This window comes from Haloarcula hispanica ATCC 33960 (assembly GCF_000223905.1).
Taxonomy (GTDB): Archaea; Halobacteriota; Halobacteria; order Halobacteriales; family Haloarculaceae; genus Haloarcula; species Haloarcula hispanica.
This window is the reverse complement of sequence record NC_015943.1, coordinates 26,245-49,430: the sequence shown is the minus strand read 5'-3', so window position 1 is coordinate 49,430 and position 23,186 is coordinate 26,245. Positions and strand designations below refer to the sequence as shown.

Below are 23,186 nucleotides of genomic sequence, written 5' to 3'. Positions count from 1 at the left end.
AATTTCCTGGGATGGAGAGGTTTCATTTCACGGAACTGACGACTATCCACACAGACGCGAAGACCGAACAGACGAAGAACAGCGAATAATGACCCAGGTCGAGGCTCGGGCACGGTTCGCCGCCCAACAGGAGTTCCCCGAGGCGGACATCCTGAGCCCGATGTGGCGGCCAGAACATATCAAGGCCGGCATCGAAGCGTTCAGCAACTATCCCATGGAAGAGTTCCTGGAGGACTTCCGGGAGTACTACGACGCCCTTCGAAACCCGATGCAGTACATCGACGATAGTCCCGTTAACGAGGAGTCGATTATCATCAACCTAGCCGTCCACTTCGATGACGGTGAAGTCCTTGAGGTTTCAGATGTAGTTATCGACTACAAACTCACCGATGGTAGTGAACACCGCATCGGCTCTCCACCATCCTATCCCAACAAGGAACTCATCTTCGCGATGCCGGAACTGGAATTCGCCGATGGGTTCGAGTACGAAGAGGAATTTGCCGACGTGATCATGTCCCATCTGATGGCCCAGATACGGGACATCTATCTTAACATGGGCGAAGACCCGCCAGCCGAATACCGGGTCGAAGGCATCGGGAAACTCAACATCGTCGGCGACGGCATTGGCGCAACCTAGAACACAACGGCAAACACGAGGACGGCTCCGTGGGCCAGAGTCTGGCGGCTGAAGTGCTCAAATCTGGTGCGGCAAAGACAGTCGGCACAGTCGTTGGCGGCGCCGTCGGCGGGCTTCCAGGCGCGCTCGTTGGCGGCGCTGCAGGCTGGGCCACCCAGAAAGGCGTCGAGCGATACGGCGGCGGTCTCGCCAAGCGCATTCCTGACGGCGTCCGCACTCGCTTCACCGACACCGTCGATACCGTCACCACCAAAGCTGATATGTGGGCCAGTGACGTCAAAATTGGATACGATGCCGTTACCGGTGGAGTCCAATCTGACGGTGCTGGGGGAAGCGGCAGATCGGATAGCAATGATAACAGCATTTTCTGATAACACATGAAAGTAGAATATCTTGGTAAGAAGCAGGGTAGAATCGGAATAAAAGTCATTGATGAGAAAAGTAGCGTTCATAAAGTCGAGATCGGTTTGGATGGAGAGATTGTATTTCATGGTAATGATGACTACCCTTACCAACCTGAGGAGCGATCAGAAGAAGAACAGCGAATAATGTCCCAAGTCGAAGAGCGAGCAAAGTACGCTGCCCAGCAAGAATTCCCCGAGGAAGACATCTTGGAACCGATGTGGGACCCGGAACATATCAAGCGGGGAATAGAAGCACTGAAAGCGTACCAACTCGATGACTTCCACCGGGAGTTCCGGGATTACTACAAGGCGTTGCAGGACCCGGCGAAATACGCCTCGGACCCCAGAGAATCCGTCGTAGTCGAATCAGCTCGTATCTACAAGGCGTTCACTATCACACCGGACAACCGTATCGATGAGATCGACGATGTGGCCTTGAGTTACGAGTGTCAGGACGGTAGCGACGGCAGCGCTGGGCGCGTCCGCGAAATGGACGATAGCCTCATCGTCTGCGCAATGCCCGCTCTGGATATCGGCGAGAGCTTCGACTACGAGGACGAGTTCCACAAACTCGTTTTGACCCACCTCGTCGCGCAGATTCGAGATATCTATCTCGATATGGGCGAAGAACCGCCGGACGAGTACAAGGTCCAGGGCGTCGGCAAACTCAATATCCACGGTGACGGTATCGGCGAGACGTAACAGTGGTATGTGGAAATCATCTGCGACCACTGATAGCCTGATCCAGCGTTGCCTGTGCTACCGACTCCCAGTCAGGGTCATCCGTGACCGACAACACGGCCCAGGACCTCTCAGCCACGTCGGCAGTGGCTCCGAGAGGCGGTGCGGGCGAGGGAATCACCAGAGGCTCCGAATACCTGTATCCAGATGACCACACAGAGTCACGGAAACTGACTAGCATCCTTTATGCGGCAGACGTAGCACAGTGGTACCGGAACTCCTCCTTCCCGGCTTGATCGGATTCGTGCTCGTGATGATTGCGGCCTACGCCGGTTCACTTCGGGCTCTGGAAGTCTACTTTCATCCGGAACAGGACAGTATCTTTCTCTCGGACGACTAAGAACCCCCGGTGAGCAGTAGCCCGCTGTATCGACCACGAGCTGAAGGTTATGCTGAAAGCTGGAGGCAGATGTCCCTCTGCTTCAGACTCATCGACAGATGTGTGTTCAAGTGTATCCACCGTTCATGCTGTCGAGCCGAATACCGCCTATGACAGACTATCGGCACTCATCTGGGGGGGAGTTTAGTGTACTATTTGACGTAGGAAGTGCCACGGATGGATTGATTACGTTCTGCGACCACTGAGCACCTCTGGTATACTGACCAGCGATTGGGTGAACAATTTTGTTGTCGTCTGGGTGATTGAGCCAGCTATCCTGACCCGAAGAGAGACCTCTTCTGACGAAATACGGAGAGCAATCCGAGAACACCGCAGATGATAAACAGCCCAGCGAGGAGGAACCAATGACCATCAAGATACTGTAGCGTACCGACTAGAACAAAACCAGCATACAGAAGCGGCTGATAGAGTGGATGATCTTGAACACCGTCCACCGTCGTTGCGAGCAACATTGGAACGACAACTATCCAGAGGACAATGGAATATACCGTTGGTGGCCCGTGGTATATGAATTCAAAATAGGTGGCTGCACCGATCACCCCCAGCATCAGTAGTGTGGCTTCTGGACGGATTCGGTTCTGGAGGGAACGGAGGGCGGTCATTCAGAGTCGTTATTTTTTATCGATACACATCTATCTGCCTGTTGCTTTCTAGTGGCTGGTCGTCTCATGAGCCGGTGTACTGACCGCCAGTGACCACGAATCGAATGAGAGTTCGTGTGTCTTCGCCGTACGAGATCGGGTTTGACTTCCTCCACACGCCTGAAGTCGTGGGATTCCCACGGCACCGCACCGCTTGATTGGGATATTATGGTTCACGGAACGACCCGTTCTTGTGGGGCTACTTGCCCCGTGGATTTGTCGAACAGGTATACCGATGGCTGAGCCAAGCAGCCGTTACTCCTATCCTTCGCAGGACTCGGAGTTACCGTTTTTCGCATATTCTCTGCCGCGTTCAGGTCACTGTTCGCAACTAAGTCGCAGTTTGCACACACGTACAGGCCACGTTCAACCCGGTTTGAGTTAGCTTCCGTCCCACAGTCACAGCAGGTTTTCGATGTTTTCAATCCTGCTTCGTCCACACGCACTACGTCGATACCGCGTTCGTGGGCTTTGTACTCGATGTGGTTGAGCAGTGTTTCAAACGCCCAGTCGTGCAGGCGTTTGTTGCCGTGTCGTCCCCAGTCTTGGTCGTCACGGATGTTCTTCGGATGGCCGACTGCAATTGTCTCAACACCTCGGTCAGCACACTGCTCAACAATGTCTTTCGAGAGAGCGTGTAGGAAGTGTTCTTGTCGCCGGGATTTCTTCTGTCGTGCCCACTCTGCGTGGTCGCTGGGGCCATTCTCGCCTTCCGTGTCGTATTCCTGCTGTCGGAAGTAGTGAGCGTCTTCTTTCAGGGCGTTCCCTGGATACAACAGCGTCTCGTCACCGACAGAGACAGCCGCAGTGTTGCAGATACCGAGGTCAACACCTGCTGTCTTCTCACCGGGCGTCTCAGGCGCCTCAATCCGCGTTTTACAGACGAAATGTAGCTCCCACTGCTCACCAGTCCAGACAGCACGCACCGTCTGGACGTTTTCAACAGCGTCAAGCGTCTGGTCGTCTGCTTGGAGTGTGTATTCACAGAGTATGTAGTCGGCGGCGTAGCGCGACTCTTTCATGTTCGTGCCCTTGGAAAGTCGGACACGGTTGTACTGCGTGTCGAGTTTGAAGCCCTGGTTTTTCCACGTCATCGTCGAGCGTGGGTGGTCGTCGCCGTGTTTGCGGTAGCCGGGTGGGTTCGCCTCCGGGTCGTCTTGTTCGTACCACGAGACGAACGCCTCACCGAGTTCCTGAAGAACTCGCTGACTAGATTGGCTGTGCAAGTCTGCATAGCGTTCGTGGGTTTTGAGGTACGAACAGAGTTCGTCGGCGTCTGGAATGTGGCCGATAGCGTCCCAGACACGCGAGATTGTCCATCGCCCGACGTTCCACAATTTCGACGCGGCAAAGCCATGCGAATCGAGGTCGTCACAGACTTGCGAGTGGTTGCAGATACTCGCTTTGAGTGTCCGAGTGACAACCTGATTCGACATATGTAAGCATAGTATTTTTAATTACATAAACGTTGGACATCTCGGCGTGGAATATCCAGCCGTGGCTACGAGCGTAGAGAGATGCCCAGTTGTCGGCTTCAGCCACACCCGTAAACGGGTGGGCTTTCGCCTCGCTACCGCTGTAAATCAACCTAGCAAGATGGAATACGTCGACAGAGACATTCACGGACTATCTGGGAATTCATTGCCCACCACGGGAACGCCCCGCAAAAACCTCGCCACTCGTCTGTGCTCGTTGGTGCTGGGAACGAATGTCTGGGCGGTTGTCGGCATCGGTGCTTGGAGACTGTTCGTCGACGGACTGCTGTTCGGTACTCATGTTCGAGAACCTCCTCACCCCACCGGGGACACAAAATTGCTTCCAGTACCGCCGTTAGACCGGCATCACTACAGCGGTTCGACCCACGCAGGAGCAGCGTCGTGTATGCCACGGAAACCCAAGTTGTCGGCAGCCTCGACAAACACGACCACGTCGCCGACGCAACACGAGCATAGACCACGAAACGCAGATGTGCGCGACGATTGTGCTGTGCTGTCGTATTGGAAGCAACCGCTATCGGCGTGGAGAGTTCAAGATGGGTTGATCCTTCTACGAGAGGGCAAAGGCGTTCACAAAAGGCGACCGAGTAGCCACTAGTCGCGAACGACGCTGGACACGAAAACGCAGAACGTGGGGCTTCTCACTCGTTTTCGAGCGCTGCGTAGATATCTGCGTGGCGACGTCCATCGAGCTTCCCCATTTCAAGCGCAATCTCGCGGCGTTCGGCGTCGCTTTCGGCCGCCTGATATCGCTCGTACAACTGCCGGACTTCCTCGTCAATCGCCGTCGAGGAATCGGTGCTAGACGCCATTTCTCTATCTATCATTATCCAGTGTATCGGTTTATCAGTTGCGGCGAGCACATGCCCGGAAGTAGATGACTGCAGTGTCTACGTCGACTGTGGTTTCGCCGGTCGCAAACCGGTGTAAGAGCGCTCGAATTTCATCACCGTACTCAAACGTGTATCCGTTCAGCATGTAGAAAACGACCACTGTTCGGAGTGCCGTTCGCTTGTTTCCGTCGACGAACGGATGCTCCGAAACGAGTAGTCGCATCAGATGGACCGCCTTTTGATGGATCGTCTCAGGCACTTCCCCGAAGAACCCCTCCGAAACGTACTGTAGTGCGGATGCAATCGCGTCCTCTGACCGGGCCCCCGGTTCCGTGATGTCGCCTTCTGTCACGACCTGGTCGTGGAGCTCAAGGATGAGTTCGACAGAGGGATACGCGAGATCGTCAGTCACAAGCCCGACTTTTGCATGCTCCTCGTTAACCGTTTCTCAACTGTCGAGGTTGAGTCTCTCTTGTGGGGCCTACTGGCAGTCGGGGCAACACATCTACCTCTCACCTCGGGGACGCCCCGCAAAAACCTCGCCACTGGCCTGTGCCTGCCGGTGCTGGGCACGAATGTCTGGTTGGTCGCCGGCTTCGGTGCCTGAAGGCTGCTCGTCGACGGACTGCTGTTCGGTACTCATGTTCGGGAAACCCCTCACCCTCTCGGGGGACACAAAATACGGGCGAGTACGCGACCGACAGCACTCAGGCCTCTGCGACGTCCCAGACAGAGAGATGGCCGCTGGAACAGACGCCGGCGTGACGCCCGACAGCCATGCAGGGCCCGTACGCTCCGTCGACACACGCGATGCGCTCGGCGTCGAAGATCGGTGCGTCGCATCCGTCGGTTCTGCAGGTCATATACTGAGACGAGTCACTGGACATCACGCATCGCCCGCCATCGCTTGGTGACGGAGCTCGCTTTCGTCTGGTAGATCCCAGCCGTGGTACTCGCGAGCGATGTGGCGAGCTCGCCTGACGTTGCCCGCGCCGCCGGCTGCTGGAGACTGCTGTGCCTCAACGCGCTCTTTCAAATACTCGGGATGGTTGCGTGTGTACGTGCCAAAGCCGAGGCTGTCTGGCCCGCTCTGGCTCATGACGACGTAGCCCTTCAACTTGGTCTGGATCGCGTGTTTCTCTGACATAGCTGGTGGTCAAGACGCTCTCTCTGGAACGCCTCTCACCCGGTGGAGGGTCACAAAATAGGGGTGAGTCCGCGCCGTCAGACTAGGATTGCTCTATCGGTTCAACTCAGGCACTCGCGCCGTTGTGGGACCCCCCGCAGGCCCCGGCATGGGGTCGCAAACTGTCAGGAGTAGTCTCGAAACCATCGCGACCCATGCAAAACAGGCACGCAGTTCGACAGAAAGATAGGGGAATCGCCTGTCAAATACCCCGTTATCGAGGTGTCGCGTCAGCGCTTCGACTCGAGGGACTCGCAGCCGACGGTGACGAATTGGTTCGCCTACGAATTGCGGTCGAGCCACTCACAGAACGCCGCAAAATCGTTCGCGCCAGCATCGTCGGCGATGCTTCGGAGCGTTCCCGTTTTGAGTTCGTCGTGCAGCGGAACGGTAACGTGTCGTCGGTCGCTCTCGTTGGTTGGGTGCTGGTAGTAGAGTTGGGCGTGATCGCCAGTCGTCCGACGCCACTCGAAGCCACCGACATTTACCAAGACCTTCACGACGTCCCGACCAGAAAACGTGCCCCGAGGCATTTACTGCATGAAGTCGGGCAGGTCGCCATTACCGGTGGTATTGTCTTCGGGGTCAATCCCCAACTCTCGGAGTTCTTCGTCGGTGGGTTCGTGGCCGCGTTCGCCCTTGTAGCCCGCGACCGCATCGTCAAGCATTTCGAGAGCCTCCTGACGCGTCTCACCCTGCGTGGTGATGCCGGTTTCGACATCTGTGATGATCCAGGAGTCCCCCTCGCGCCACATCCGAATCTCATCCTCGTGGGGCTCTCTATCGCGCGTCGAACTGGCCATACCTCTAATTGCTGTATGAGTGGCATAAGCGTTCGGTCAGCGCAAACGGAATGAGGGATAGGGGAACTGGAACCGAAGTATGTTAATAAAAAAGAGTAAAGTATTCGGTTCTGTCAGGCTGTCGCGACGACGTGTTGATACTCGGCTTGAGATTGCAGCGGCTGGAGCGTTAGGCCGGCCAGCGTCAGTTCCCGGAGGACCTCGGCTGGGACGCCGTCGGTGTCTCGCGGCACGGCGTCGAGAAACAGCGGGCACTGAGTCAATTGCTTGTAATGATCAAGTCAGTCCAGTTAATTGACTGCTCAGAGTCCGTCAGCGTCTTTCAGCAACCGGAGTAGCAGACCGAGAGTCAGAGTCATCACCACAAAGACTGTGAGAATTATAAGTAGCGTCCCCAGCCCAATCATATGTGAGTTCGAGTGGTCGGTCATAAGAGGGTACCGCCATGGCTTCCTCTACTCAGTATAGCGGACTCATGTATAGGCGAACCCGATCACTCGCTTAGAATCTGTCAGTAGCGGCGTGACCGATACGGCAGATCTCCCCGTGAATCGTCAGCGGTCGTGGCGGTTCCCGTTGAAGAACACACCCGGCCGGCAGCAGTGAGTTCGAATCGATCACCGCTCTTAGTTGATAAGGAGGTCGGGTGTGACAAACAAAATTACGAGCATGCTCACCAGCACGACGAGTGCTGTGACCCGCAAGATGCCAGCTGCCCGTCGTCGAGGGTTCGGCAAGGACTCAGCAATGCCGGAGAGGGCCATCCCGGCGCTCAGAAACAGTCCAGCATAGAACGGTGTTGCCCCTTCTACAATGACGTAGTACCCTTGCTGCCCAGCCAGCAGAAGTGCGCCACAGAGATAAACCACTGCAAGCCCTCTGGAGGGTTCGCCGAACACGGTTTCATCGATGATGGAGGGCATCAAGCGTATCCTCTCCCGCGACGTTCAAGTGTTGCGGGGATTCGCGCTCGGTGCAACCACATCAACGGACTCAGTCGGCACTTCCTTCTGAATCGCCCGCGCAGCACGCCGAACGCGCTTCCGTTCTTCCACAGTGCAGCTCACGCTTCAACGCCTCGGACAAGATCGTCGACGAGCGACCCACCGACATTCGGACCAGTCTCCCAACCGCGCTCCAAGTGCGTGTATTCGCACCACTCCGAAAGCGTCTCGGAGTAGCATAGTTCGACAAGAATTGGACTCAAATACCGCTTTGACTCTTCCCCAAGCACATACTCCTACAAGCGAATCAGACAACAATGTCCTCATTATTACCCCTGAAACCCACCCCACAAACAGCTTCGGATCGTAGTTTGGAACCGAAGCTCGTTGACTTCGAAGATGAATCAGCGGAACAGATCATCTCAGCAGTTTCCTCAACAACTGCACGCCGCATCCTCAGCCAGATATACGCGGAACCAACGACAGCATCGGAGATCGCAACTGAACTCAATTCCTCGGTACAGAATATCAGCTATCATCTCGACCGACTCCAGGACGCAGACCTGGTGGCGGTCGTCGAGACGTGGTATTCCGAGCAGGGCCGCGAAATGGACGTGTACGCGCCGACCAATAGCGCGCTCGTTCTCTTCGCGGGGGCAGAACGAACAAGCCCGTCGCTCAAGACGGCGTTGAGTCGCGTCTTCGGCGCAGTGGGTCTCGTCGGAGCCGTCAGTGTACTCGCCCATATACGCCGGTCAGTACCGACACCAGTATCATCGCCCCGGGCTGGTGCGTCCCCTGTTCAGCAACCCGACCCAACCATGTGGGAGACGCTCGGAACGTTTGCGACCGGGCCTGGTGGAGTTGTGCTGGGAATTGGCATCTTCCTGATTCTGTTGTTCTTCGTTGCTTGGTACTGGGGAACGTATCGGCCAGCACGGAATCACGCCCACTCGGCGTGAGTGAGTAGCCGGGACTCAAAGACGTATTTGAATCTGGGATAGCGCGATACTTCCCCCTTCCAATGGTAGGGTATGAAACGGCGAACGTTTCTGGCAAGCACAGGAATTGGTCTCACAACCGCAGTCGCCGGTTGCACCACTCAAGCTGGATCGAGTGACTCACCGCCGACAGATTCCGAGACGCCAACCTCTGAGGACACGCAAACCAACACTGAACAACAGACCGAGCGTACACACGTCGCCGCCGATGGCACTGTCGAGCGAACCATCGGCGCTGAGTCGCTCGATGAGCGCGGTCTCAGAACTCCCCACCACGTCGCGTTCGGGAATCCGACGGCGGAGTCTCACCAGGGGACGGTGACGGTTTCGACGGCGGACGAAACCGTGTTCAAGGAATCGGTGGAACTCGAACCGAACGCGAGCATTGTGGCGTCGCTCACTGATCTCGACACGTACACCGCTCGTGTGTCCGTCCCCGAGTTGGATGCGACGGAACAGATTACCGTCGAACCCAGCCAGTTCACCTGTAACGTGACCAAGACGACGATCAGCGTCCAGGACGACGGGACACTTGACTCGCTGGGTATTTCCACGCGGATGGCGTGCCAAGGCGTCGTGAGCGACCACGTTGCTGCTCGTGAATCTGCGTCGGAAACGCTCGGTGACGACCCGATTCCCGCAGACACGGGGAAAGGCAGCCACACGCTCATGCTCCGGAACCCATCGGAGGAGACGTGGACGACGCGAATCCTCGTCGAGAAGGACTCGACAGCGCACTTCGACGGCGTCTACACGGTCGAACCTGAGGGCACTGTACTGATTACGCTCAGCGAGTCCGATACGTACTCCCTATCGGTAGGTGTGCTCGAAACCGAGACGACCGTCACCGAACAGGTCACGCCCGAAAACTTCGATTGTAACCGATCCTCGACGCGCGCGGAGATCGACGATACGGGAGAACTCACGGCAAGCACCGTTTCGACGCTCATGGCCTGTGACCTCGAGACAAACTCGACGAGCGAGTCCCCTTAATAGCGGGACGACTGTCGCTGCTGTTCTCATCCCAATTGAGAGTTCCAGTCGCATACTCACTGAGCGGATATTTCTGGTGAGCTCGTGACAAACGAACGCCGGGCAGCAACCAATCGCTTCTCGACTAACCAACAGTCGTGAGTTCTGAGCAGCTATTGTTGGTTAGCGGCTTCTACACCGTCGCCGCAACGTGCTGATACTCAGCATGTGCCGGGACGGCCGTAACGTCAACCCGGCCAAACCCTGCCGCGGTGCCTGATAGACACGTTAGATGAGATGCTCTATAGATTTGCCGTCCCGAGCTAATTCGGACTGCTCAGGCGAGGCGTCCGTAGCATGTGTGGAGAACGACTCCGGTGAGACGGCCTCTTGCATCGCTTTGAGCTTCGACCGCAGTTGGCCACTCGTCGAGCGGACCAACTCATCGTCTGGCCAGGAATGGACTTCGAGCCCGTCAAAGCGCGTTGCGACTTGCTGGACCGTGTTCAACTGTTCAAGAGCGTACTCGACCCAGTACTGGTGGCTGTCCTGCATCTGCTGGAGTTCTTCGACCACGTCGTCGTAGCCGGCTTCTTTGGCGGCGCTGAGGCACTGCTGGAAGTTCGCGCCGCGTGGGTTGATTGGCTCGTGGAAGACGACGACCTCACCGAGTGCTCTAAAGTAGCTGAGTAGCTCGTGAAAGTCATCTTCGCCCATCGTGGGGTATGTGGGTGACATCGAGACGAACACGGACACACCGGCCTGCTGGAGTTCGTCTAACGCCTGCCAGCGTGTCATCGGTGGTGGGGCGTTCGGTTCCATCGCTCTGACGAGCGTCGCATCGAATGACGGAATCGACGAGCCGACGGTAATGCGGTCACCGGCGGCCTGGAAGAGATCGATGTCCCGAGTTACGGCAGGGCTTCGCGTGAGGATTCGGATGGGAATGTCGTGTGTGATGAGCTCGGCAACAGCGCCGCGGGTAATCTGAGCAGTCCGTCGGTCCTGGTAACAGTCCGTGCCGCTGGACAGCATCACGACGCCGCGACCGCGCTCAGTCTGCTTGCGCTCGCTGGGATCACGCTCGTCGAGGATATTGCCTAGTCGCTCTGGGAGGTCATCCCGGTATAGGAGATAGCTCCCCCAGTCGGTCTGTGGATCGTCGACGTTCGCTTGCTCGGCGAGCATCTCATCGCGGCTATCGATAGCTGGCGTGGTTGGCACGTAGCAGAACTCACAGCCGTGTCGGCATCCGGTGGCGACGTTGATAACGTGGTCACAGAGGCTCTTGGTGTGGAGATGGGACTTGCTCATCACCGACTTCGTCGGGTCAGTGTTAACCGTAATCCCATGCTCATCATGGCTTTCGGTGTCAGTGGCACAGTCCCAGCATAGCAGGTCTCCCTGTGGATTGGCGGCAAAGCGGTCGTTGATTTCGTCGTTGCACTGGGTACACAGCAGCCCGGCTTGCCAGAGATCGAGTCGTTCGGTCGGGGCACCGTAGTCCCGTGAGAGTGCACGGAGGTCGTCCAGCGATGGCTGGTCATCGAACGCCGCGACTGTCTCTCCAGCGTGTTCGACGGCGTAGGTTCGCTCGAACCAGCTATCGCCGGTGTCCCAGGTGAGGTCCATGCGTCTCTCTCCTACCTGTCTTTTTATACTGGACCCCATTAGAAGTCAGCCACGCGGAGTGAAAGTGGAACTGAACGCAACATTTGATGTATGTATTTATATCTAGAAGTAGACGAGAAAGACAAGATAACATATGACAGACGACCACGAAGACGTTCGAACAGGAGAAGACCCTACAAAGGCGATTCTCAGTGAGTCGGGCCTCAACAGCAAGCATCTGTGTGACTACGTTGTCAACGTAGCGACAGGCTGTCGGCATGGCTGCAAGTTCTGCTATGTTCCCTCGACGCCGAACATCCGGACGCGGCCGGATATGCTCAAAGAGGAAGCCGACGTTGACAACGGCCAGAAAGAGTGGGGGAACTACGTGCTCTACCGGGATGGATTAGGTGAACGGCTTGACGAGCACTTAGATCGGAAGCGAACGTGGCGAAACACCGACCGCGGACAGGGCGTTGTCGGCGTGTCGTTCTCTACTGACTGCTATATGGATGGTCGTGCAGGGAAGATTACTCGGAACGTCGTAGATGCACTTGCAAGCCACGAAGAGTATGTACGAGTCCTAACGCGGAATCCGATTCTGGCGCTGCAAGACCTTGGTGTGTTTCAGGAAGGTGGGAAGCACGTCACTATCGGCTCATCGATTCCGTGTATGAACGCTGATCACGTTGGAGCAATTGAACCAAGTGCGCCAGCGCCGGAGTTACGCTTAAAAGGACTGAAAGAATTCAACGAGCATGGTGTTCAGACGTTCGTCAGTATGAGTCCAACATACCCCACACAAGGGAAAACCGATCTTCGGGAACAGTTGGAGCGGGTCGCAGAGTGTGACCCGGCTGTGGTGTTCCACGAACCGATCAATCCCCGTGGTGGGAACTTCGAGATGACTGTCGAAGCAGCGCGGGACGCAGGAGAAACGGAATTGGCTGAAGAGTTGGATGCGCTGCGGTCTCGTGAGCAGTGGGTCGAGTATGCGACGAATCACCTACGGTGGGTCCAAGAGATTGGGCGTGAACTGGATTTGCCTGTGCATCTGTGGCCCGACAAGCAACTGATCAAGCACGTCGACGAACAGACGGCAGCGTGGTTGCAGTCCTGGCGAGATCGGCAGTCGCCCGAGGAGTTTGCGGAACGAGAAATTCCAACAGACAACCCTCCAGAGTACCCAGTACAAACAGCATAATTTGTGGCAAAGACGCCCGTCTCAGAAGTCAGCTAAGCTCGTTTGACTCTCCGCTTCTTTATCCGGAATCTCGTCATCAACATCTTCATTTGGAAGGTACTGCTCAAACGATGACTGGTCGTCGTGGATTACATCAAGGAATGCATCTACGTCACCTGCGTGAACATCCTCAATAAACTCCTTCACATACTCAATTACTCTTATGTAGCCGTTTTCCCCACCAGTTTCCCGTGTAGCATATAACAAATCGTACTCGTAGCTTCCAACATTCGCATCAATATTGGTGATTCGCTGAATGGGCCGGCCATTCTGTGTGAGGCATTTCCGGTAAAGTGCCTTCATTTTCGGTCTGACGTTGCTCTGTGGGAGATCCTCCTCATTCAGGTCCGTGCAATAGAAATCGTTCAACTCCTTGGGGACTGGCCTTTTAGTTGCATTCCGGCCTATTCCGCTGGCGGTAGGCAGGTTAATCAATAAATCCCCCCAGGGCTTCGGCGTTAGTGAGTCAATCGCATCCCACTTGACATTGAGTTCTTGATTGTCAATAAAACAATAATAATTAAAGCCACCTTCCCTCACCTCTGAAATATCATCCGCCACCTTGGGTAGGTGCGTATTGGCATCACCTTGTATCACTTCCCATTCTTCCGGTTCAAGAGCATCAGCATGATTATCGAAAATATACTGCAGTCGGGTTTCGAGCGCAGCTGCCTTGTCTTCATCCCACTCAATCAGGTACATTTTCTTGAATGGCTCTTGAGCGACTTTTGCTGCAATTATTGGCGAGCCAAGGAAACAGGTATCGTCGTCTCCGTATGTTGAGACGCCTGAGCCGGCGAGTGCATCAATGTAGAAGAGGTCCTGGAAGTAGTCAGTGTTCTCCAAGACTGTGGTATACATGTTCACTGCAGCGGAATGGAGGATCAGTTTCAACGCGGACCAGCTATCGAAGTCATTTGTGACCGGAGAGAGGCTACGTATCTCGTCGGAGTCTTCGGTCAGTGATTGAATTCGTTTCTTGATATATTCCGACGAATCCATCGTATATTCCGACAAAGATATACTACCAGTTAATTGTTGCTTAGTCAGAGGTCAGACTTCGACATTCCTATTCGGGTCGTGGTTGCCTACCTCGGTGACTTGTGAACCTCTTAACGAAGACCGATTTGCTGGTATATCTGCTTCAGAAGATGATATTGTCCACCGTCGACGACGTTCGCGATGGACTGGCGAGTTGCAGGGACACCTCTCGCTACGGCCTCCTTGCTTCTCAAACTTCTTCAACTAGACAGTGCCATATTGAGATAATAGTGGATTTTTATAAAGATTAGGTTTCAGTTGTTAATTTCGTCAACTATCTCCTGTGCAGTCTCAATTCTTTCAAGTGTCTTGTGGAGATCGTCCTCATTATGAATCAATGTCCGATTTGCGTGCATGATTTTCTTACGTAATTGATTAATACTGCCCAGTTTATTCCGGCACTTTGTCTTAGATTCAAAACCGCATTGTTCAACGAAGCCATCATCAGAACTGACGATTATTTGTTTCATTTCCATCAGATTCATGTATTCAGCAATATGAACATCTAAGCCTTCCTCCTTATTTTGAATCCAATTTCCGATTGTAGCTGGTTTCAATTGAGGGTATAGCGGCTCGGGGTTTGGGTATTCAGATTGTATCTGCTGCGATAGAACATCTGCAAGTTCTGCTACCGAAGGATAGGCGATCTGCTTGACTGTCCGTCTATTCAAATCAGCTAAAGTTATAATATCGTATAAGCTACCCAACTCTTCATTGGCAAGTTCAGGATATTGTTGAAAATACTCTTTTGCGGTAATCATATCATCATAAATTTCAGAATCAGGGTCATCAACTAAATCACCAGTTACCTCTTCTGGCCCTTTGATAGTATATTCAACTTCTATACTTGTCGTGTCCTCTCCGCTCTCCGAATCATCGCCTCTCTCCTGATCTTCTTTTGATTCTATTCTATCGTTTGGTTGCTCTCCTCCATCCGAATCTTCATTATCGTTTAGACTAGGGCTGGCTTCGTTATTGGGTGCCGGGTTAAAATAGGCGTTTTCAAACTTTTTCACCAACAGAAACGGGTGGTTTTGGAGTTTTTCTAAGACTTCGTCCAGTCCGCTCCGTTCATCAACCCATTGATTATCGTCAATATCTTTTAAAACACCTTCATCTCTGTCATAGTACTTATCATCCTCTGGCATCGGGATATACGTGTAATTATTATCTATGTAGTAATCTAAATTCTGGCCGTAGCTCTGTAAACGCTCTGTATCAGCCTCAGACGCTATATCAATAGCCGTAAAGCGAGCGGATTCCACCATAGAACCAATTTGAAGACGGAGGTTTATGAAGTCAACGAAATTATAATTATATTAACACTGTCTGGGCATATCAAATATAGCTGTCAACAGATATATTTCTCGTAATTCTTCACCTTTAGATTTTTGGTATCTCTTGTGCTATAGTGAAAATAACTTGGCTATTGGTTTATGTTGTCGCCGCCACGTGCTGATACTCAGCTTGCGACGGCGTCGGCTGGAGCGTCAACCCAGCGAGCGCCAACTCCCTGAGCACTTCCGGTGGCACACCCTCCGAACCACGCAACACAGCGTCAAGTGTCCATGCACCGTACTGACTCGCGCTCGGTGCGAGCACGTCGACCGACTCGGTCGGCACTTCCTCTTGAATCGCTCTCGCTGCCCGACGAACCCGCTTGCGCTCTTCCACAGTGCAGCTCACGCTTCAACACCTCGCACGAGATCGCCGACGAGCGAGCCACCGACGTGCGGCCCGATGTCCCACCCACGCTCGCCACGAGTGTACTCGCACCACTGTGCGAGCGTCTCAAAGGGCGTCTCGGCTAACACAACTTTTTCTGCCTCACTATCAGCCTCGACAACAGCCACAGCAAATTCATAACTGTCCCAGTAGTGCGCTGCCCCCTCGCCGTCGACGCCGAGAAACAGCGGTCGGCCCTGGGTGAGTAGTTCGCGTGCGGTACGTTCTTGTGGATTGGATTGCGTAGTTGCCATTGGTTCTTATCTGGAACCACGCGCCTCGGTGTCTCAGCACCGGGGCGATTTCGTAAGAAATCGACCAGCAGCGCGTGTGTTCCTATCTAATCTGTTGTGGCGACACACCAATAAAACTATTGTTCTGATACAACAATAGTCGGTTAGACACCTATGTCTACGAAGGGTCCGGAACCAACGGTCAGTGATAACGAGCTAATCAAGGCAATCAGTCAAACCGGCAGACCATTCGCAACAGCTGGGGAGGTTGCTGAATTGGTCGATTTATCCAACTGGAGAGTACGCCAGCGGTTGGAGAGGCTCGACGAACAAAATAAAATCAACCGTTCGCGGATCGGCGGCGGGCCGTTTATTTATTGGCTGGATGGCTCTTTTTCGGACGAATCTAAGTAACGACGGCCGTTATCAGTGAGCCACCATGCTCTGGCATTGCCAATTTTATCCGATTCAATCAGTCTCTCTTCCTCTAATCGACTGAGTCGTTTTGATGCCGCCTGTTGGCTGATTCCAACCATATCTGCTATCTCCGTCGTCCCAAGAGCCGGTTTGTAGGCCATATGCATGGATCTAAGCAGTTCTTCGTCAGAGACAGTCGGGTCTGGCCCACGACGGTTAGTCACATCCTATTCGTATCTCTCCTCAGTAAAAGGGATATTTGTTCTAAAACCATTGTGTCTACACAACCTATAAGTGGGCCCAACTGCCTTGATTATCATATACGACGCTGACCGAAGCGGTTGCTTCGGGAAAGTGTCGCACTGAACCCATGACAGCAGCCCAGCCCACCCACGAAGAGTCGCATCGCTCGCCACCGACCAGCACTTCCAGTCATTCGGAAACCACCAGACAGCGGTACATCCGATCACTTCCGGTCATCTTCCGGTCATCGACTGAGCGGCCCACGAACACGCCACAGCGGGCCAGAGACGAAAATCGGACGCCAAAAATCCACTTCCGGTCACGCGCGCCCCAGACTCTTACCAAGTCACGTCTCAGTTTCGTCCAGATGCATACCACCGGAGGCGACCGATGACGACCTACCACGATCTGACGGGCTTCCAGCGCGATCTCTTGGAAGCCATCGCCGCCGTCGAGGACGATCCCTACGGGCTCGCGCTCAAGGACTACCTCGACGAGCGCTACGCCGAGCCGATTAACCACAGCCGCCTCTACCAGAATCTCGACCAGCTCGTTGACCAGAATCTCATCAACCGGGACGAGCTCGACGCTCGCACCAACGTGTATACGTTGACTGACGCTGGCAGACACAAGCTCCAGTGCCACGCCGAGACGCTCGCAGGGCTCTGTGACCACCTCCGTCTGACCAGAGGTGCCCAACAGTGACGGTACCTGTACACTCCCGTGGCTCTGATATCACGCGGCTTTTATACAGCTACCCGAAGGCGAGTGTGGGGTGGCAACGGGCACAGAATTTGCCACCCGTCTGTCAGAGGCACGGGCGGGTTCTGGACCCTGCTCACGGCATGGCCCAACTGAAACCATCCTGGGATCCAGCCTGTAGCGGGGATCAGAACCCGTGTCTACGCTATGCACTCCTCCTAATTAATTTTAATTTGCCCCTGTCACGCAGTTTCAAGCCTCCAGCTGCCCGATTCGCTGCCCACTCAGACTCCGGTGGAGTCCATACTCAGAGACGTAATTCCGCATATCGGAACCAGACTACACACTGGCACCAGTCATCTCAGGAGAAGAATGGGGGACAGCCACGGGGAAATGGCGTATCACAGCCCATTCAGCGTCGCCTGAATCGGCGACGGGTTCTGGACCCAGACTACTTGATGAATCAGATGGGTCCTATGGGGATGCTGAGCGGGGACCAGAACCCAACTGAAGATAGCACGATTCGGAATAAAATCGCTTGCGGTTTCCGTCGAATCGCAAGCAAGCACCGGTATTATCCTCGTACCAGTCGGCCCCGATGCCAGCAACCTCCAGTCTCACTGCCACGTAGACAACTGACTCGTCAGGAGAGTGGGTCGTGGTATGAAAGTGGTGGGCTGCTGGGGGGTGTAGGAAGTGGCGTGCAACGCACCACCGGAAGTCGTCATCCACGACGACGGGTTCTGGCCTCGGGCAAATCGATGATTCGGGGTGGGTCCATGGGGGGATGGAATAGAGACCAGTACCCAACCGACCGGTATGGAGTTGGTATCAAAAACAGTTGTGACTCAGACTCACAGTTTGTCCGCTCATGGAGTACGACACAGCCGCAAGCGTACCGGCGACAGAATGGTGGCCAGCCGGGGGACAGCCGTACTGAAGCTAGCGCTTCCGCCACCATTCGAGCTCATCGGCCCCGACACCGAGTTCCGGATCCGGACCAACTACTACCTCCGATTGGCACCACTGACAGTCACTCCGGCCTCGGGAACTCATCCGATTCATTGGTAAGTACACATAAAAGTCGTTTTGGCCATCAGTTATCCGGTACTGCGTTTCCGAGTGGGTATCAACGCCCCATCAATTGCTCACTCTATTGGGAGGTGGGGCGATGACTACCCACCCGACCGTCAGCGAGATCGTCGCCATTACGACCACCAATAGTAACCCGCTGTTGCTGGTCCGTACTGTCGACGACGAACACGTCACGGGCGTGTTACTGGCCGACCTCACGACAGAACCGCTCCGTCGGTTGCAGGCGTCTGAACCAGACACGACCACGCGCCGACGGCTGGTCGACGCAATCGGTCAGACTGGCGAGCTGATGTCGTTCACCGTTCCGGTCACAGATTGTGCGCTGGTTGAACGCGAGAGCAGCCGTCCTGAGCCATTCGCAGGAGGGGATGACTGATGGCCCGCGCTGATCCATCACCGGAACCTGCCACCGAGACAGCGTCATCAGACACAGCCCAGTGGCGACTCCACTACCACGTCGGCGACCTCGAACATTACACCGAATGGACGGCTGACTTCCCCTCCATCGAGAACTACTACGACCAGTACCATCACGGGGACCACGCCCACGATGTCGCCATCGAGCGCCGAGCAGTGATCGAAACGTGACCCACCATAGCACCCACTCCGGTCCCAGCCACGACTGTACCCCTGCCACCAGCGGAGCCCGACCGGTGAACCCAGCGCCACGCTGGTTCGGGCGACGACAGCACACACGCACTGCTCGTCGTCGGCGCGGTGCCACGACGCAAATCCACTAGACGGGGCGGGGTTGCCACGAGCCAACCACTCGTCCAGAAAGCGCCAGCTACGTCACCGACAGCCCGTGCTGTGGTCAGCACTGCTCGGTTCGATTCCGAGCACGGGTCCTGTGGTCACAATGCCACGACAAACAAGCCCTAACGACGACGACGATACAGCCACCGACCAAGCCCTCGCCGACCACCTCGACATGGACATCGGACAGGCTGAGACGGATACCGACGCACTCCAGGCGCTCATCAGCGACCTCGACGGCGACGTGTCACCCCTCGTTTCGAGTGTTCTTGAGACGCTAGTCAAGACCATCGATGACCTCCACGAACGCGTCGCCGAACTAGAGGCCGACCTCGAACAGACCCACGAGGTTGCCACCACAGCCGTCGGTGACGCCGCCACGAACGACCAGCGCCTCGACGACCTCGAAGCAAAGCAGGAAACCACCCGCGACGTCGCCAAGAGTGCCATCGCCAAAGCCCAGCAACTCGAAGCCGACACCGACCAGCAGGAAGACGCCGAGCAGCTCCCCGAGGGCATCGAACCCAGCACCTCGCCGCTGGATTTCTTCGCGAATTGCCGCCAATCGAAGGTCAAGACCATGTTCGTCGAACGGTCGAACCGCCAGAACACCTACCGCGCGATCAGCATCGCCAAGCGCTGGCCGGAATTTGCCACGACACGAACCGACGGTAGCGGCGTCTTCATGACCAAGAGCGATATGGAGACCGCCCTGACCGCCGAACTCGGGAAGGAACCCCATCGCCAGACGATCAAGCGCGTCTGGGAGACACTGGTCGACATCGGCGGCGACGACATCGTCGAGAAAACCCGGCAGGTCGGACGGGACCAGACCCAAACCGACATTCTCGCGATGGATATGGCAACAGCCGAAGGGTTGCTCGAAAAACGCTACATCGGTCTCGATTTGTTGGAGAACAGCGACCACAAAGCCGCGACAGGTGGCGTCACACCCGTTGTGGTGGAGTCCTCGCCCTGACCCTGTGACACACGCCGGATAGGACACGAACCGACGCTACTGGACGCGGTGGTACGTGCCCTACCGCTGCCGCCGCCGCTGTTTCCTAGCTGCAGCAACCGGGAGCGATCCCCTGTTTTCAGGAGTATAGTGAGTGGTCGTAACACGAACGGAGCGACCACAGCGATTCCAGTGGTCACAACGGGTGTGACAGATCCATCTTGGTACTGGTCTGGATCGCCTGCCTGTTCGGATATGGCTGATAGGCCTTCTCTGGAACGCCTCTCACCCGGTGGAGGCTCACAAAATACGGGCGAGTTCCCTTGCTGTCAGACTAAGATTGCTCTAGTGGCTCGACCCACTCGGGAGCGCAATCATGGGTCCCGCCGTAGATCGAGCGGTCGGGATACTGGTCGTCGTCAGCCTCGACAGAGACAACCACGTTGCCGCCGGAACACGAAATCTCTGCAACGGTTCCGACAACTGCATCGAGTGGGCCGTCTCCGTCAGTCCAGTCGGCTCGGACGCGATCGCCGTGGTCGAAGTCATACTCCTCGAAGGAAGGTGCTGTCGTACTCATGCTCTCCTCCGGCTCCGAGGGAGACACAAAATGGCTCGGATGCCAGCCAGAGTGCTGATACTGCTTGCCGAGAAAAGAAGAACTGATGCCCGAATTCCGGGTCCGGAAACCCGATGGCTGGACGACCGTCTCGTTTCCCGACGAAGTTGCGACGATCTCGGTTGTCGGTGGGAAGGTCGACGGCCAGCTGTGCCTGACTCTCACCGCCGAACGGGAGGATGGTCCCCGTCTCGTCGAACCCGGTATTCTCGACGTCGACGAAAATGACGAGAACGTGCTAGAGAATGCAGTGCCCTGGACCGAGGACGGGACGAGTGTCGTTTTGGATCGGCTACTGCCGAGTTAGCCGTCGTTGTGAATCCGGACACCTCGGTAATAGGTCCCCGGGCGTTATCGAAAATACCGTACCCGCAATCCAGACAGAATATGACCGACGATTGCCGCTGCTATTAGCAGTACTGCACCTGATTTGGAGCCAGTCGTTTGGGGTAATGCCATCACAGCCGCCGAGAGCAGGACGAGCAGGTATCCAGCCATCCACGTTAATGTATTTCTTGAAACCATCTGGTTACATATGTAGAGTGGTGGGGAATTTGATTACGGTATCTTGTTACCTGAGGGGAATGCCTTCACCCTTATCTATACTCTATTCCTGCGTCAGTCAGTCATTCATTCAGCGAATTATTCGGGTTATCAATAATACTACACAATCGGTCCACCTTCACCTCATTAAGATACAGGGTTATCGGTCTCCCCAGAGGATTTCCCGGTGATAGTCGTGGTAGTACTTTCCGTATCCAATAGGTGTTTTTACCCTCCGGAATATAACCAAAATGCATGCCAAGCGTGCAATTTATTACCTTTGCTTGTGATGAAGTGGAACAACTGGCAGAGTTCTGGTCAGTCGCTCTCGGAGGTACACGACGTGAGCTGCCAGAATCGCTTGAACCTGAAATCGTTGACCTGCCTGGAGATGGTCCGGATTTGCTGTTCAAAGAACAACCGAAAGGAACGGAGCGAGATCTCCCCATTCATCTTGATGTCTCAACCGAGAATCGAAGGGAGACAGTCGAACAACTCTGTAACATAGGTGGGTCTGTCCGCGAAACCAAGACCGAAGAATACGAAACGCACACCGCCACTTGGACAGTGATGTCAGATCCCGAGGGTAACGGATTCTGCGTCAGCGAGTACCAACAATAGCTACTACAGCGCTCTCAGCTACCACAGGCTGACCGAACAGGTCTCCCGGACGGGGTACGTCGTCACACGACCCGGACACAAAGCCGGGTGATTCACAGCGCCTTGTTTCGCATCACGACGGTCATAGAGCAGAAATTCTTCGGCTTTGAGCCGACATCTATCGAGGGGACGACCGTTCGGGTCAGCGATTTAGAGAACCACTGGTCGACTGTGCGGACCACTCCCAGGTTCTACGGTGTCCGTCGAGAACTCGCAACTACGATGCGAACCAGTTGCGCGAAATTCCCGAAAATCGACGTGATGCGTTCCACCGAGATGCTCTCGAAGCCGATGTGATTCCGCTCGTGGCGGCGTTCGCTGTACAAAGTCACGGTGACGCACGGAAGGCGATCGACCCTCGTCGCCGGTTTTCGATCCTTCCGGCCGGACTGTGTTCGATTGTAGCTGACCCTGTCGGCGTAGAGGAAAGAGTTTGAGAGGGGTCCCGTCGTATGGAATGCATGGACAAAGACCAACTGCCGGAACTCGCGCTGTACTATATTGCGTTATTACTTCTGGTGTTTTTCATCCTTGAAGTGCTTCAAGCGGCTGTGGGTGAGATTTCATTCTGGATTGAAATGGTGATTATCCTCGGCATTGTCTTTACGTATCGATATATCGCGGTCTGGCTCGGTATCGCCCCCAGCAGTGAAGAGTAGTGGGATCGACCAGCGAGCCATGCCAATCCTGACACGGTGAGAACCTTGCCGTTCTTACCGAACACCGATGTTCCGGTGCTAGCACATCTACGATTCTGTGGACGGTACACCGTCCTAATTCAGAAGCGTCTGTGGGGAGGCCACATTGGCAAGACCGAGCGTAGTGGTTCAACTGCTGCGAGCGTCAGAGGGTATTTGCTGTCCGCGTGGCGACGCTTCCTCTGTCGGTCTAACTCTGTCGCAAGTCGAGCAGCGGGAGTTCTGATATACGTGTATCCCAATGCAGTAACTGATGCCGACGATCTATATCACAGCTCCACAAGAGGCTGCAACGGAGATCGCGCAGACACTCGTTGAGGAACGACTTGCAGCGTGTGTGAACCGTGTGGCCTGTGACTCGATATATCGATGGGAGGGCGAAATCCATACCGATGCTGAGGAAATCCTTCTGGCGAAGACGACAGCCGACCGGTATCCCGATCTTCGCGACCGGGTTGTTGAGTTGCACCCCTACGAGGTCCCGTGTATCGAACGCTTTGACGAAACTGATATTTTTGTGCCCTTTTCGGACTGGCGAACCAGGAACGTGGACGCTGAATAACCGCTGAAATGGAGCCATCTTT

At 55.2% G+C, this 23,186-nt stretch carries 33 protein-coding genes and 2 pseudogenes; 17 read left to right on the top strand and 18 right to left on the bottom strand.

The window, feature by feature from the left end:
• The first annotated feature begins 88 nt into the window (after nt 1-88).
• Nucleotides 89-637, top strand: coding sequence for a hypothetical protein (locus HAH_RS15370; protein WP_079891637.1), 549 nt, complete (start codon nt 89-91; stop codon nt 635-637).
• Here HAH_RS15370 and HAH_RS19775 read toward each other — a convergent pair.
• On the bottom strand, nt 634-1,128 hold the full coding sequence (locus tag HAH_RS19775; RefSeq protein WP_162470423.1) for a hypothetical protein: 495 nt from the start codon (nt 1,126-1,128) through the stop codon (nt 634-636). The two genes, HAH_RS15370 and HAH_RS19775, sit on opposite strands and share 4 nt — an antisense overlap.
• A 57-nt stretch (nt 1,129-1,185) precedes the next feature.
• On the opposite strand from HAH_RS19775, the gene HAH_RS15360 reads away from it, so the two are divergent.
• The gene (locus tag HAH_RS15360; RefSeq protein WP_233425862.1) at nt 1,186-1,743 is read left to right on the top strand and encodes a hypothetical protein; all 558 of its coding nucleotides are present in this window, start codon (nt 1,186-1,188) and stop codon (nt 1,741-1,743) included.
• A 244-nt stretch (nt 1,744-1,987) separates the two neighbouring features.
• The gene (locus HAH_RS20355; RefSeq protein ID WP_267879383.1) at nt 1,988-2,122 is read left to right on the top strand and encodes a hypothetical protein; all 135 of its coding nucleotides are present in this window, start codon (nt 1,988-1,990) and stop codon (nt 2,120-2,122) included.
• 311 nt (nt 2,123-2,433) lie between these two features.
• Here the strand turns inward: HAH_RS20355 and HAH_RS15355 are convergent, their stop codons facing one another.
• From HAH_RS15355 to HAH_RS15320, 10 genes are all read right to left on the bottom strand, one after another.
• Nucleotides 2,434-2,784 carry a hypothetical protein gene (locus tag HAH_RS15355; protein ID WP_023842887.1) on the bottom strand — a complete coding sequence of 117 codons (351 nt, stop codon included), beginning with the start codon at nt 2,782-2,784 and terminating at the stop codon, nt 2,434-2,436.
• Between the two features lie 212 nt (nt 2,785-2,996).
• A complete protein-coding gene (locus tag HAH_RS15350) occupies nt 2,997-4,259 on the bottom strand; it encodes an RNA-guided endonuclease InsQ/TnpB family protein (protein WP_014030616.1) in 1,263 nt (420 codons plus the stop codon).
• 701 nt (nt 4,260-4,960) lie between these two features.
• Nucleotides 4,961-5,131 (bottom strand): hypothetical protein, encoded by a 171-nt coding sequence (locus HAH_RS20040; RefSeq protein WP_004592295.1) that lies wholly within the window; start codon nt 5,129-5,131, stop codon nt 4,961-4,963.
• A gap of 34 nt (nt 5,132-5,165) precedes the next feature.
• Complete coding sequence (locus HAH_RS15345; protein WP_014030614.1) at nt 5,166-5,564, bottom strand: type II toxin-antitoxin system death-on-curing family toxin; 399 nt, start codon at nt 5,562-5,564, stop codon at nt 5,166-5,168.
• 295 nt (nt 5,565-5,859) lie between these two features.
• The gene (locus HAH_RS20035; protein ID WP_014030612.1) at nt 5,860-6,015 is read right to left on the bottom strand and encodes a hypothetical protein; all 156 of its coding nucleotides are present in this window, start codon (nt 6,013-6,015) and stop codon (nt 5,860-5,862) included.
• Between the two features lie 23 nt (nt 6,016-6,038).
• Nucleotides 6,039-6,299, bottom strand: coding sequence for a hypothetical protein (locus HAH_RS15335; protein ID WP_014030611.1), 261 nt, complete (start codon nt 6,297-6,299; stop codon nt 6,039-6,041).
• A 320-nt stretch (nt 6,300-6,619) separates the two neighbouring features.
• Nucleotides 6,620-6,871 (bottom strand): type II toxin-antitoxin system HicA family toxin, encoded by a 252-nt coding sequence (locus tag HAH_RS15330; protein WP_023842884.1) that lies wholly within the window; start codon nt 6,869-6,871, stop codon nt 6,620-6,622.
• Nucleotides 6,872-7,141 carry a type II toxin-antitoxin system HicB family antitoxin gene (locus tag HAH_RS15325; RefSeq protein WP_007189808.1) on the bottom strand — a complete coding sequence of 90 codons (270 nt, stop codon included), beginning with the start codon at nt 7,139-7,141 and terminating at the stop codon, nt 6,872-6,874.
• Between the two features lie 113 nt (nt 7,142-7,254).
• Complete coding sequence (locus HAH_RS20030) at nt 7,255-7,404, bottom strand: hypothetical protein (protein ID WP_014030608.1); 150 nt, start codon at nt 7,402-7,404, stop codon at nt 7,255-7,257.
• 363 nt (nt 7,405-7,767) lie between these two features.
• The gene (locus tag HAH_RS15320; RefSeq protein ID WP_014030607.1) at nt 7,768-8,064 is read right to left on the bottom strand and encodes a hypothetical protein; all 297 of its coding nucleotides are present in this window, start codon (nt 8,062-8,064) and stop codon (nt 7,768-7,770) included.
• 338 nt (nt 8,065-8,402) lie between these two features.
• Here HAH_RS15320 and HAH_RS15315 point away from each other — a divergent pair, with 338 nt between their 5' ends.
• Both HAH_RS15315 and HAH_RS15310 read left to right on the top strand, forming a co-directional pair.
• Nucleotides 8,403-9,047 carry an ArsR/SmtB family transcription factor gene (locus tag HAH_RS15315; RefSeq protein ID WP_023842882.1) on the top strand — a complete coding sequence of 215 codons (645 nt, stop codon included), beginning with the start codon at nt 8,403-8,405 and terminating at the stop codon, nt 9,045-9,047.
• A gap of 72 nt (nt 9,048-9,119) precedes the next feature.
• Nucleotides 9,120-10,079 (top strand): hypothetical protein, encoded by a 960-nt coding sequence (locus tag HAH_RS15310; protein WP_014030604.1) that lies wholly within the window; start codon nt 9,120-9,122, stop codon nt 10,077-10,079.
• A gap of 267 nt (nt 10,080-10,346) precedes the next feature.
• On the opposite strand, the gene HAH_RS15305 is transcribed toward HAH_RS15310, so the two are convergent.
• Nucleotides 10,347-11,690, bottom strand: coding sequence for an SPL family radical SAM protein (locus tag HAH_RS15305; protein WP_014030603.1), 1,344 nt, complete (start codon nt 11,688-11,690; stop codon nt 10,347-10,349).
• A 313-nt stretch (nt 11,691-12,003) separates the two neighbouring features.
• Between HAH_RS15305 and HAH_RS15300 the strand changes: the two genes are divergently transcribed.
• The gene (locus HAH_RS15300; RefSeq protein ID WP_324603370.1) at nt 12,004-12,873 is read left to right on the top strand and encodes a radical SAM family protein; all 870 of its coding nucleotides are present in this window, start codon (nt 12,004-12,006) and stop codon (nt 12,871-12,873) included.
• A 21-nt stretch (nt 12,874-12,894) separates the two neighbouring features.
• Here the strand turns inward: HAH_RS15300 and tcmP are convergent, their stop codons facing one another.
• The 4 genes from tcmP to HAH_RS15285 all read right to left on the bottom strand — a co-directional run bounded on the left by tcmP (nt 12,895) and on the right by HAH_RS15285 (nt 15,932).
• Nucleotides 12,895-13,914 (bottom strand): three-Cys-motif partner protein TcmP, encoded by a 1,020-nt coding sequence (tcmP, locus tag HAH_RS15295; RefSeq protein ID WP_014030601.1) that lies wholly within the window; start codon nt 13,912-13,914, stop codon nt 12,895-12,897.
• Nucleotides 13,915-14,207: 293 nt separating this feature from the next.
• Nucleotides 14,208-15,221 (bottom strand): hypothetical protein, encoded by a 1,014-nt coding sequence (locus HAH_RS15290; protein ID WP_014030600.1) that lies wholly within the window; start codon nt 15,219-15,221, stop codon nt 14,208-14,210.
• A 166-nt stretch (nt 15,222-15,387) separates the two neighbouring features.
• The gene (locus tag HAH_RS19225; protein ID WP_023842881.1) at nt 15,388-15,639 is read right to left on the bottom strand and encodes a hypothetical protein; all 252 of its coding nucleotides are present in this window, start codon (nt 15,637-15,639) and stop codon (nt 15,388-15,390) included.
• Nucleotides 15,636-15,932: a hypothetical protein gene (locus tag HAH_RS15285; RefSeq protein ID WP_014030598.1), complete on the bottom strand. Its 297-nt coding sequence runs from the start codon at nt 15,930-15,932 to the stop codon at nt 15,636-15,638. Before HAH_RS15285 ends, HAH_RS19225 begins: the two co-directional genes overlap by 4 nt.
• 153 nt (nt 15,933-16,085) lie before the next feature.
• On the opposite strand from HAH_RS15285, the gene HAH_RS20485 reads away from it, so the two are divergent.
• Nucleotides 16,086-16,325, top strand: coding sequence for a FaeA/PapI family transcriptional regulator (locus HAH_RS20485; protein WP_044952568.1), 240 nt, complete (start codon nt 16,086-16,088; stop codon nt 16,323-16,325).
• Here HAH_RS20485 and HAH_RS19215 read toward each other — a convergent pair.
• Complete coding sequence (locus tag HAH_RS19215) at nt 16,286-16,447, bottom strand: hypothetical protein (protein ID WP_004966292.1); 162 nt, start codon at nt 16,445-16,447, stop codon at nt 16,286-16,288. The genes HAH_RS20485 and HAH_RS19215 overlap by 40 nt on opposite strands.
• Nucleotides 16,448-16,961: 514 nt before the next feature.
• Here HAH_RS19215 and HAH_RS15280 point away from each other — a divergent pair.
• The 4 genes from HAH_RS15280 to HAH_RS15265 all read left to right on the top strand — a co-directional run bounded on the left by HAH_RS15280 (nt 16,962) and on the right by HAH_RS15265 (nt 20,103).
• Nucleotides 16,962-17,276 (top strand): helix-turn-helix transcriptional regulator, encoded by a 315-nt coding sequence (locus HAH_RS15280; protein WP_014030597.1) that lies wholly within the window; start codon nt 16,962-16,964, stop codon nt 17,274-17,276.
• 1,168 nt (nt 17,277-18,444) lie between these two features.
• On the top strand, nt 18,445-18,744 hold the full coding sequence (locus tag HAH_RS15275) for a hypothetical protein (RefSeq protein ID WP_014030595.1): 300 nt from the start codon (nt 18,445-18,447) through the stop codon (nt 18,742-18,744).
• A complete protein-coding gene (locus HAH_RS15270; RefSeq protein WP_014030594.1) occupies nt 18,744-18,956 on the top strand; it encodes a hypothetical protein in 213 nt (70 codons plus the stop codon). The genes HAH_RS15275 and HAH_RS15270 overlap by 1 nt, the downstream gene beginning before the upstream one ends.
• A gap of 271 nt (nt 18,957-19,227) precedes the next feature.
• Nucleotides 19,228-20,103: a hypothetical protein gene (locus HAH_RS15265; RefSeq protein WP_044952566.1), complete on the top strand. Its 876-nt coding sequence runs from the start codon at nt 19,228-19,230 to the stop codon at nt 20,101-20,103.
• A 313-nt stretch (nt 20,104-20,416) separates the two neighbouring features.
• Here the strand turns inward: HAH_RS15265 and HAH_RS15260 are convergent, their stop codons facing one another.
• Nucleotides 20,417-20,662, bottom strand: a complete 246-nt coding sequence (locus tag HAH_RS15260; RefSeq protein WP_014030592.1) for a hypothetical protein — start codon at nt 20,660-20,662, stop codon at nt 20,417-20,419.
• An 85-nt stretch (nt 20,663-20,747) separates the two neighbouring features.
• Here HAH_RS15260 and HAH_RS15255 point away from each other — a divergent pair, with 85 nt between their 5' ends.
• The 6 genes and pseudogenes from HAH_RS15255 (at nt 20,748) to cutA (ending at nt 23,164) form a co-directional block, all read left to right on the top strand.
• Nucleotides 20,748-21,008 carry a hypothetical protein gene (locus tag HAH_RS15255; RefSeq protein ID WP_014030591.1) on the top strand — a complete coding sequence of 87 codons (261 nt, stop codon included), beginning with the start codon at nt 20,748-20,750 and terminating at the stop codon, nt 21,006-21,008.
• Nucleotides 21,009-21,499: 491 nt separating this feature from the next.
• Nucleotides 21,500-21,865, top strand: coding sequence for a VOC family protein (locus HAH_RS19210; protein ID WP_023842880.1), 366 nt, complete (start codon nt 21,500-21,502; stop codon nt 21,863-21,865).
• A 1-nt stretch (nt 21,866) separates the two neighbouring features.
• Nucleotides 21,867-22,138: pseudogene (locus HAH_RS20480) on the top strand (type IV toxin-antitoxin system AbiEi family antitoxin domain-containing protein); the annotation flags it as partial.
• Nucleotides 22,120-22,260 (top strand): annotated as a pseudogene (locus HAH_RS20475) (cell division control protein Cdc6); the annotation flags it as partial. The pseudogenes HAH_RS20480 and HAH_RS20475, both read left to right, overlap by 19 nt.
• A 105-nt stretch (nt 22,261-22,365) precedes the next feature.
• On the top strand, nt 22,366-22,563 hold the full coding sequence (locus tag HAH_RS15240; protein WP_233425861.1) for a hypothetical protein: 198 nt from the start codon (nt 22,366-22,368) through the stop codon (nt 22,561-22,563).
• Nucleotides 22,564-22,855: 292 nt separating this feature from the next.
• Nucleotides 22,856-23,164: a divalent-cation tolerance protein CutA gene (cutA, locus tag HAH_RS15235; protein ID WP_014030587.1), complete on the top strand. Its 309-nt coding sequence runs from the start codon at nt 22,856-22,858 to the stop codon at nt 23,162-23,164.
• The last annotated feature ends 22 nt before the right edge of the window (nt 23,165-23,186 follow it).

Bases quoted from the DNA above. Each gene is read 5' to 3' on its own strand.
- HAH_RS15275 (WP_014030595.1), top strand. From the start codon at position 18,445: ATGACTACCCACCCGACCGTCAGCGAGATCGTCGCCATTACGACCACC.
- HAH_RS15325 (WP_007189808.1), bottom strand. From the start codon at position 7,141: ATGGCCAGTTCGACGCGCGATAGAGAGCCCCACGAGGATGAGATTCGG.
- HAH_RS19215 (WP_004966292.1), bottom strand. From the start codon at position 16,447: ATGGTTGGAATCAGCCAACAGGCGGCATCAAAACGACTCAGTCGATTA.
- HAH_RS15255 (WP_014030591.1), top strand. From the start codon at position 20,748: ATGCCCGAATTCCGGGTCCGGAAACCCGATGGCTGGACGACCGTCTCG.
- HAH_RS19775 (WP_162470423.1), bottom strand. From the start codon at position 1,128: ATGAAATACAATCTCTCCATCCAAACCGATCTCGACTTTATGAACGCT.
- HAH_RS15370 (WP_079891637.1), top strand. From the start codon at position 89: ATGACCCAGGTCGAGGCTCGGGCACGGTTCGCCGCCCAACAGGAGTTC.
- HAH_RS15265 (WP_044952566.1), top strand. From the start codon at position 19,228: ATGCCACGACAAACAAGCCCTAACGACGACGACGATACAGCCACCGAC.
- HAH_RS15350 (WP_014030616.1), bottom strand. From the start codon at position 4,259: ATGTCGAATCAGGTTGTCACTCGGACACTCAAAGCGAGTATCTGCAAC.
- HAH_RS15290 (WP_014030600.1), bottom strand. From the start codon at position 15,221: ATGGTGGAATCCGCTCGCTTTACGGCTATTGATATAGCGTCTGAGGCT.
- HAH_RS20035 (WP_014030612.1), bottom strand. From the start codon at position 6,015: ATGACCTGCAGAACCGACGGATGCGACGCACCGATCTTCGACGCCGAG.
- HAH_RS15310 (WP_014030604.1), top strand. From the start codon at position 9,120: ATGAAACGGCGAACGTTTCTGGCAAGCACAGGAATTGGTCTCACAACC.
- HAH_RS15270 (WP_014030594.1), top strand. From the start codon at position 18,744: ATGGCCCGCGCTGATCCATCACCGGAACCTGCCACCGAGACAGCGTCA.
- HAH_RS15355 (WP_023842887.1), bottom strand. From the start codon at position 2,784: ATGACCGCCCTCCGTTCCCTCCAGAACCGAATCCGTCCAGAAGCCACA.
- HAH_RS20040 (WP_004592295.1), bottom strand. From the start codon at position 5,131: ATGGCGTCTAGCACCGATTCCTCGACGGCGATTGACGAGGAAGTCCGG.
- cutA (WP_014030587.1), top strand. From the start codon at position 22,856: ATGCCGACGATCTATATCACAGCTCCACAAGAGGCTGCAACGGAGATC.
- HAH_RS15335 (WP_014030611.1), bottom strand. From the start codon at position 6,299: ATGTCAGAGAAACACGCGATCCAGACCAAGTTGAAGGGCTACGTCGTC.
- HAH_RS15305 (WP_014030603.1), bottom strand. From the start codon at position 11,690: ATGGACCTCACCTGGGACACCGGCGATAGCTGGTTCGAGCGAACCTAC.
- HAH_RS15260 (WP_014030592.1), bottom strand. From the start codon at position 20,662: ATGAGTACGACAGCACCTTCCTTCGAGGAGTATGACTTCGACCACGGC.
- HAH_RS15300 (WP_324603370.1), top strand. From the start codon at position 12,004: ATGCTCAAAGAGGAAGCCGACGTTGACAACGGCCAGAAAGAGTGGGGG.
- HAH_RS15280 (WP_014030597.1), top strand. From the start codon at position 16,962: ATGACGACCTACCACGATCTGACGGGCTTCCAGCGCGATCTCTTGGAA.
- tcmP (WP_014030601.1), bottom strand. From the start codon at position 13,914: ATGGATTCGTCGGAATATATCAAGAAACGAATTCAATCACTGACCGAA.
- HAH_RS15360 (WP_233425862.1), top strand. From the start codon at position 1,186: ATGTCCCAAGTCGAAGAGCGAGCAAAGTACGCTGCCCAGCAAGAATTC.
- HAH_RS15240 (WP_233425861.1), top strand. From the start codon at position 22,366: ATGGACAAAGACCAACTGCCGGAACTCGCGCTGTACTATATTGCGTTA.
- HAH_RS15315 (WP_023842882.1), top strand. From the start codon at position 8,403: ATGTCCTCATTATTACCCCTGAAACCCACCCCACAAACAGCTTCGGAT.
- HAH_RS20485 (WP_044952568.1), top strand. From the start codon at position 16,086: ATGTCTACGAAGGGTCCGGAACCAACGGTCAGTGATAACGAGCTAATC.
- HAH_RS19210 (WP_023842880.1), top strand. From the start codon at position 21,500: ATGCCAAGCGTGCAATTTATTACCTTTGCTTGTGATGAAGTGGAACAA.
- HAH_RS15330 (WP_023842884.1), bottom strand. From the start codon at position 6,871: ATGCCTCGGGGCACGTTTTCTGGTCGGGACGTCGTGAAGGTCTTGGTA.
- HAH_RS15285 (WP_014030598.1), bottom strand. From the start codon at position 15,932: ATGGCAACTACGCAATCCAATCCACAAGAACGTACCGCACGCGAACTA.
- HAH_RS15320 (WP_014030607.1), bottom strand. From the start codon at position 8,064: ATGCCCTCCATCATCGATGAAACCGTGTTCGGCGAACCCTCCAGAGGG.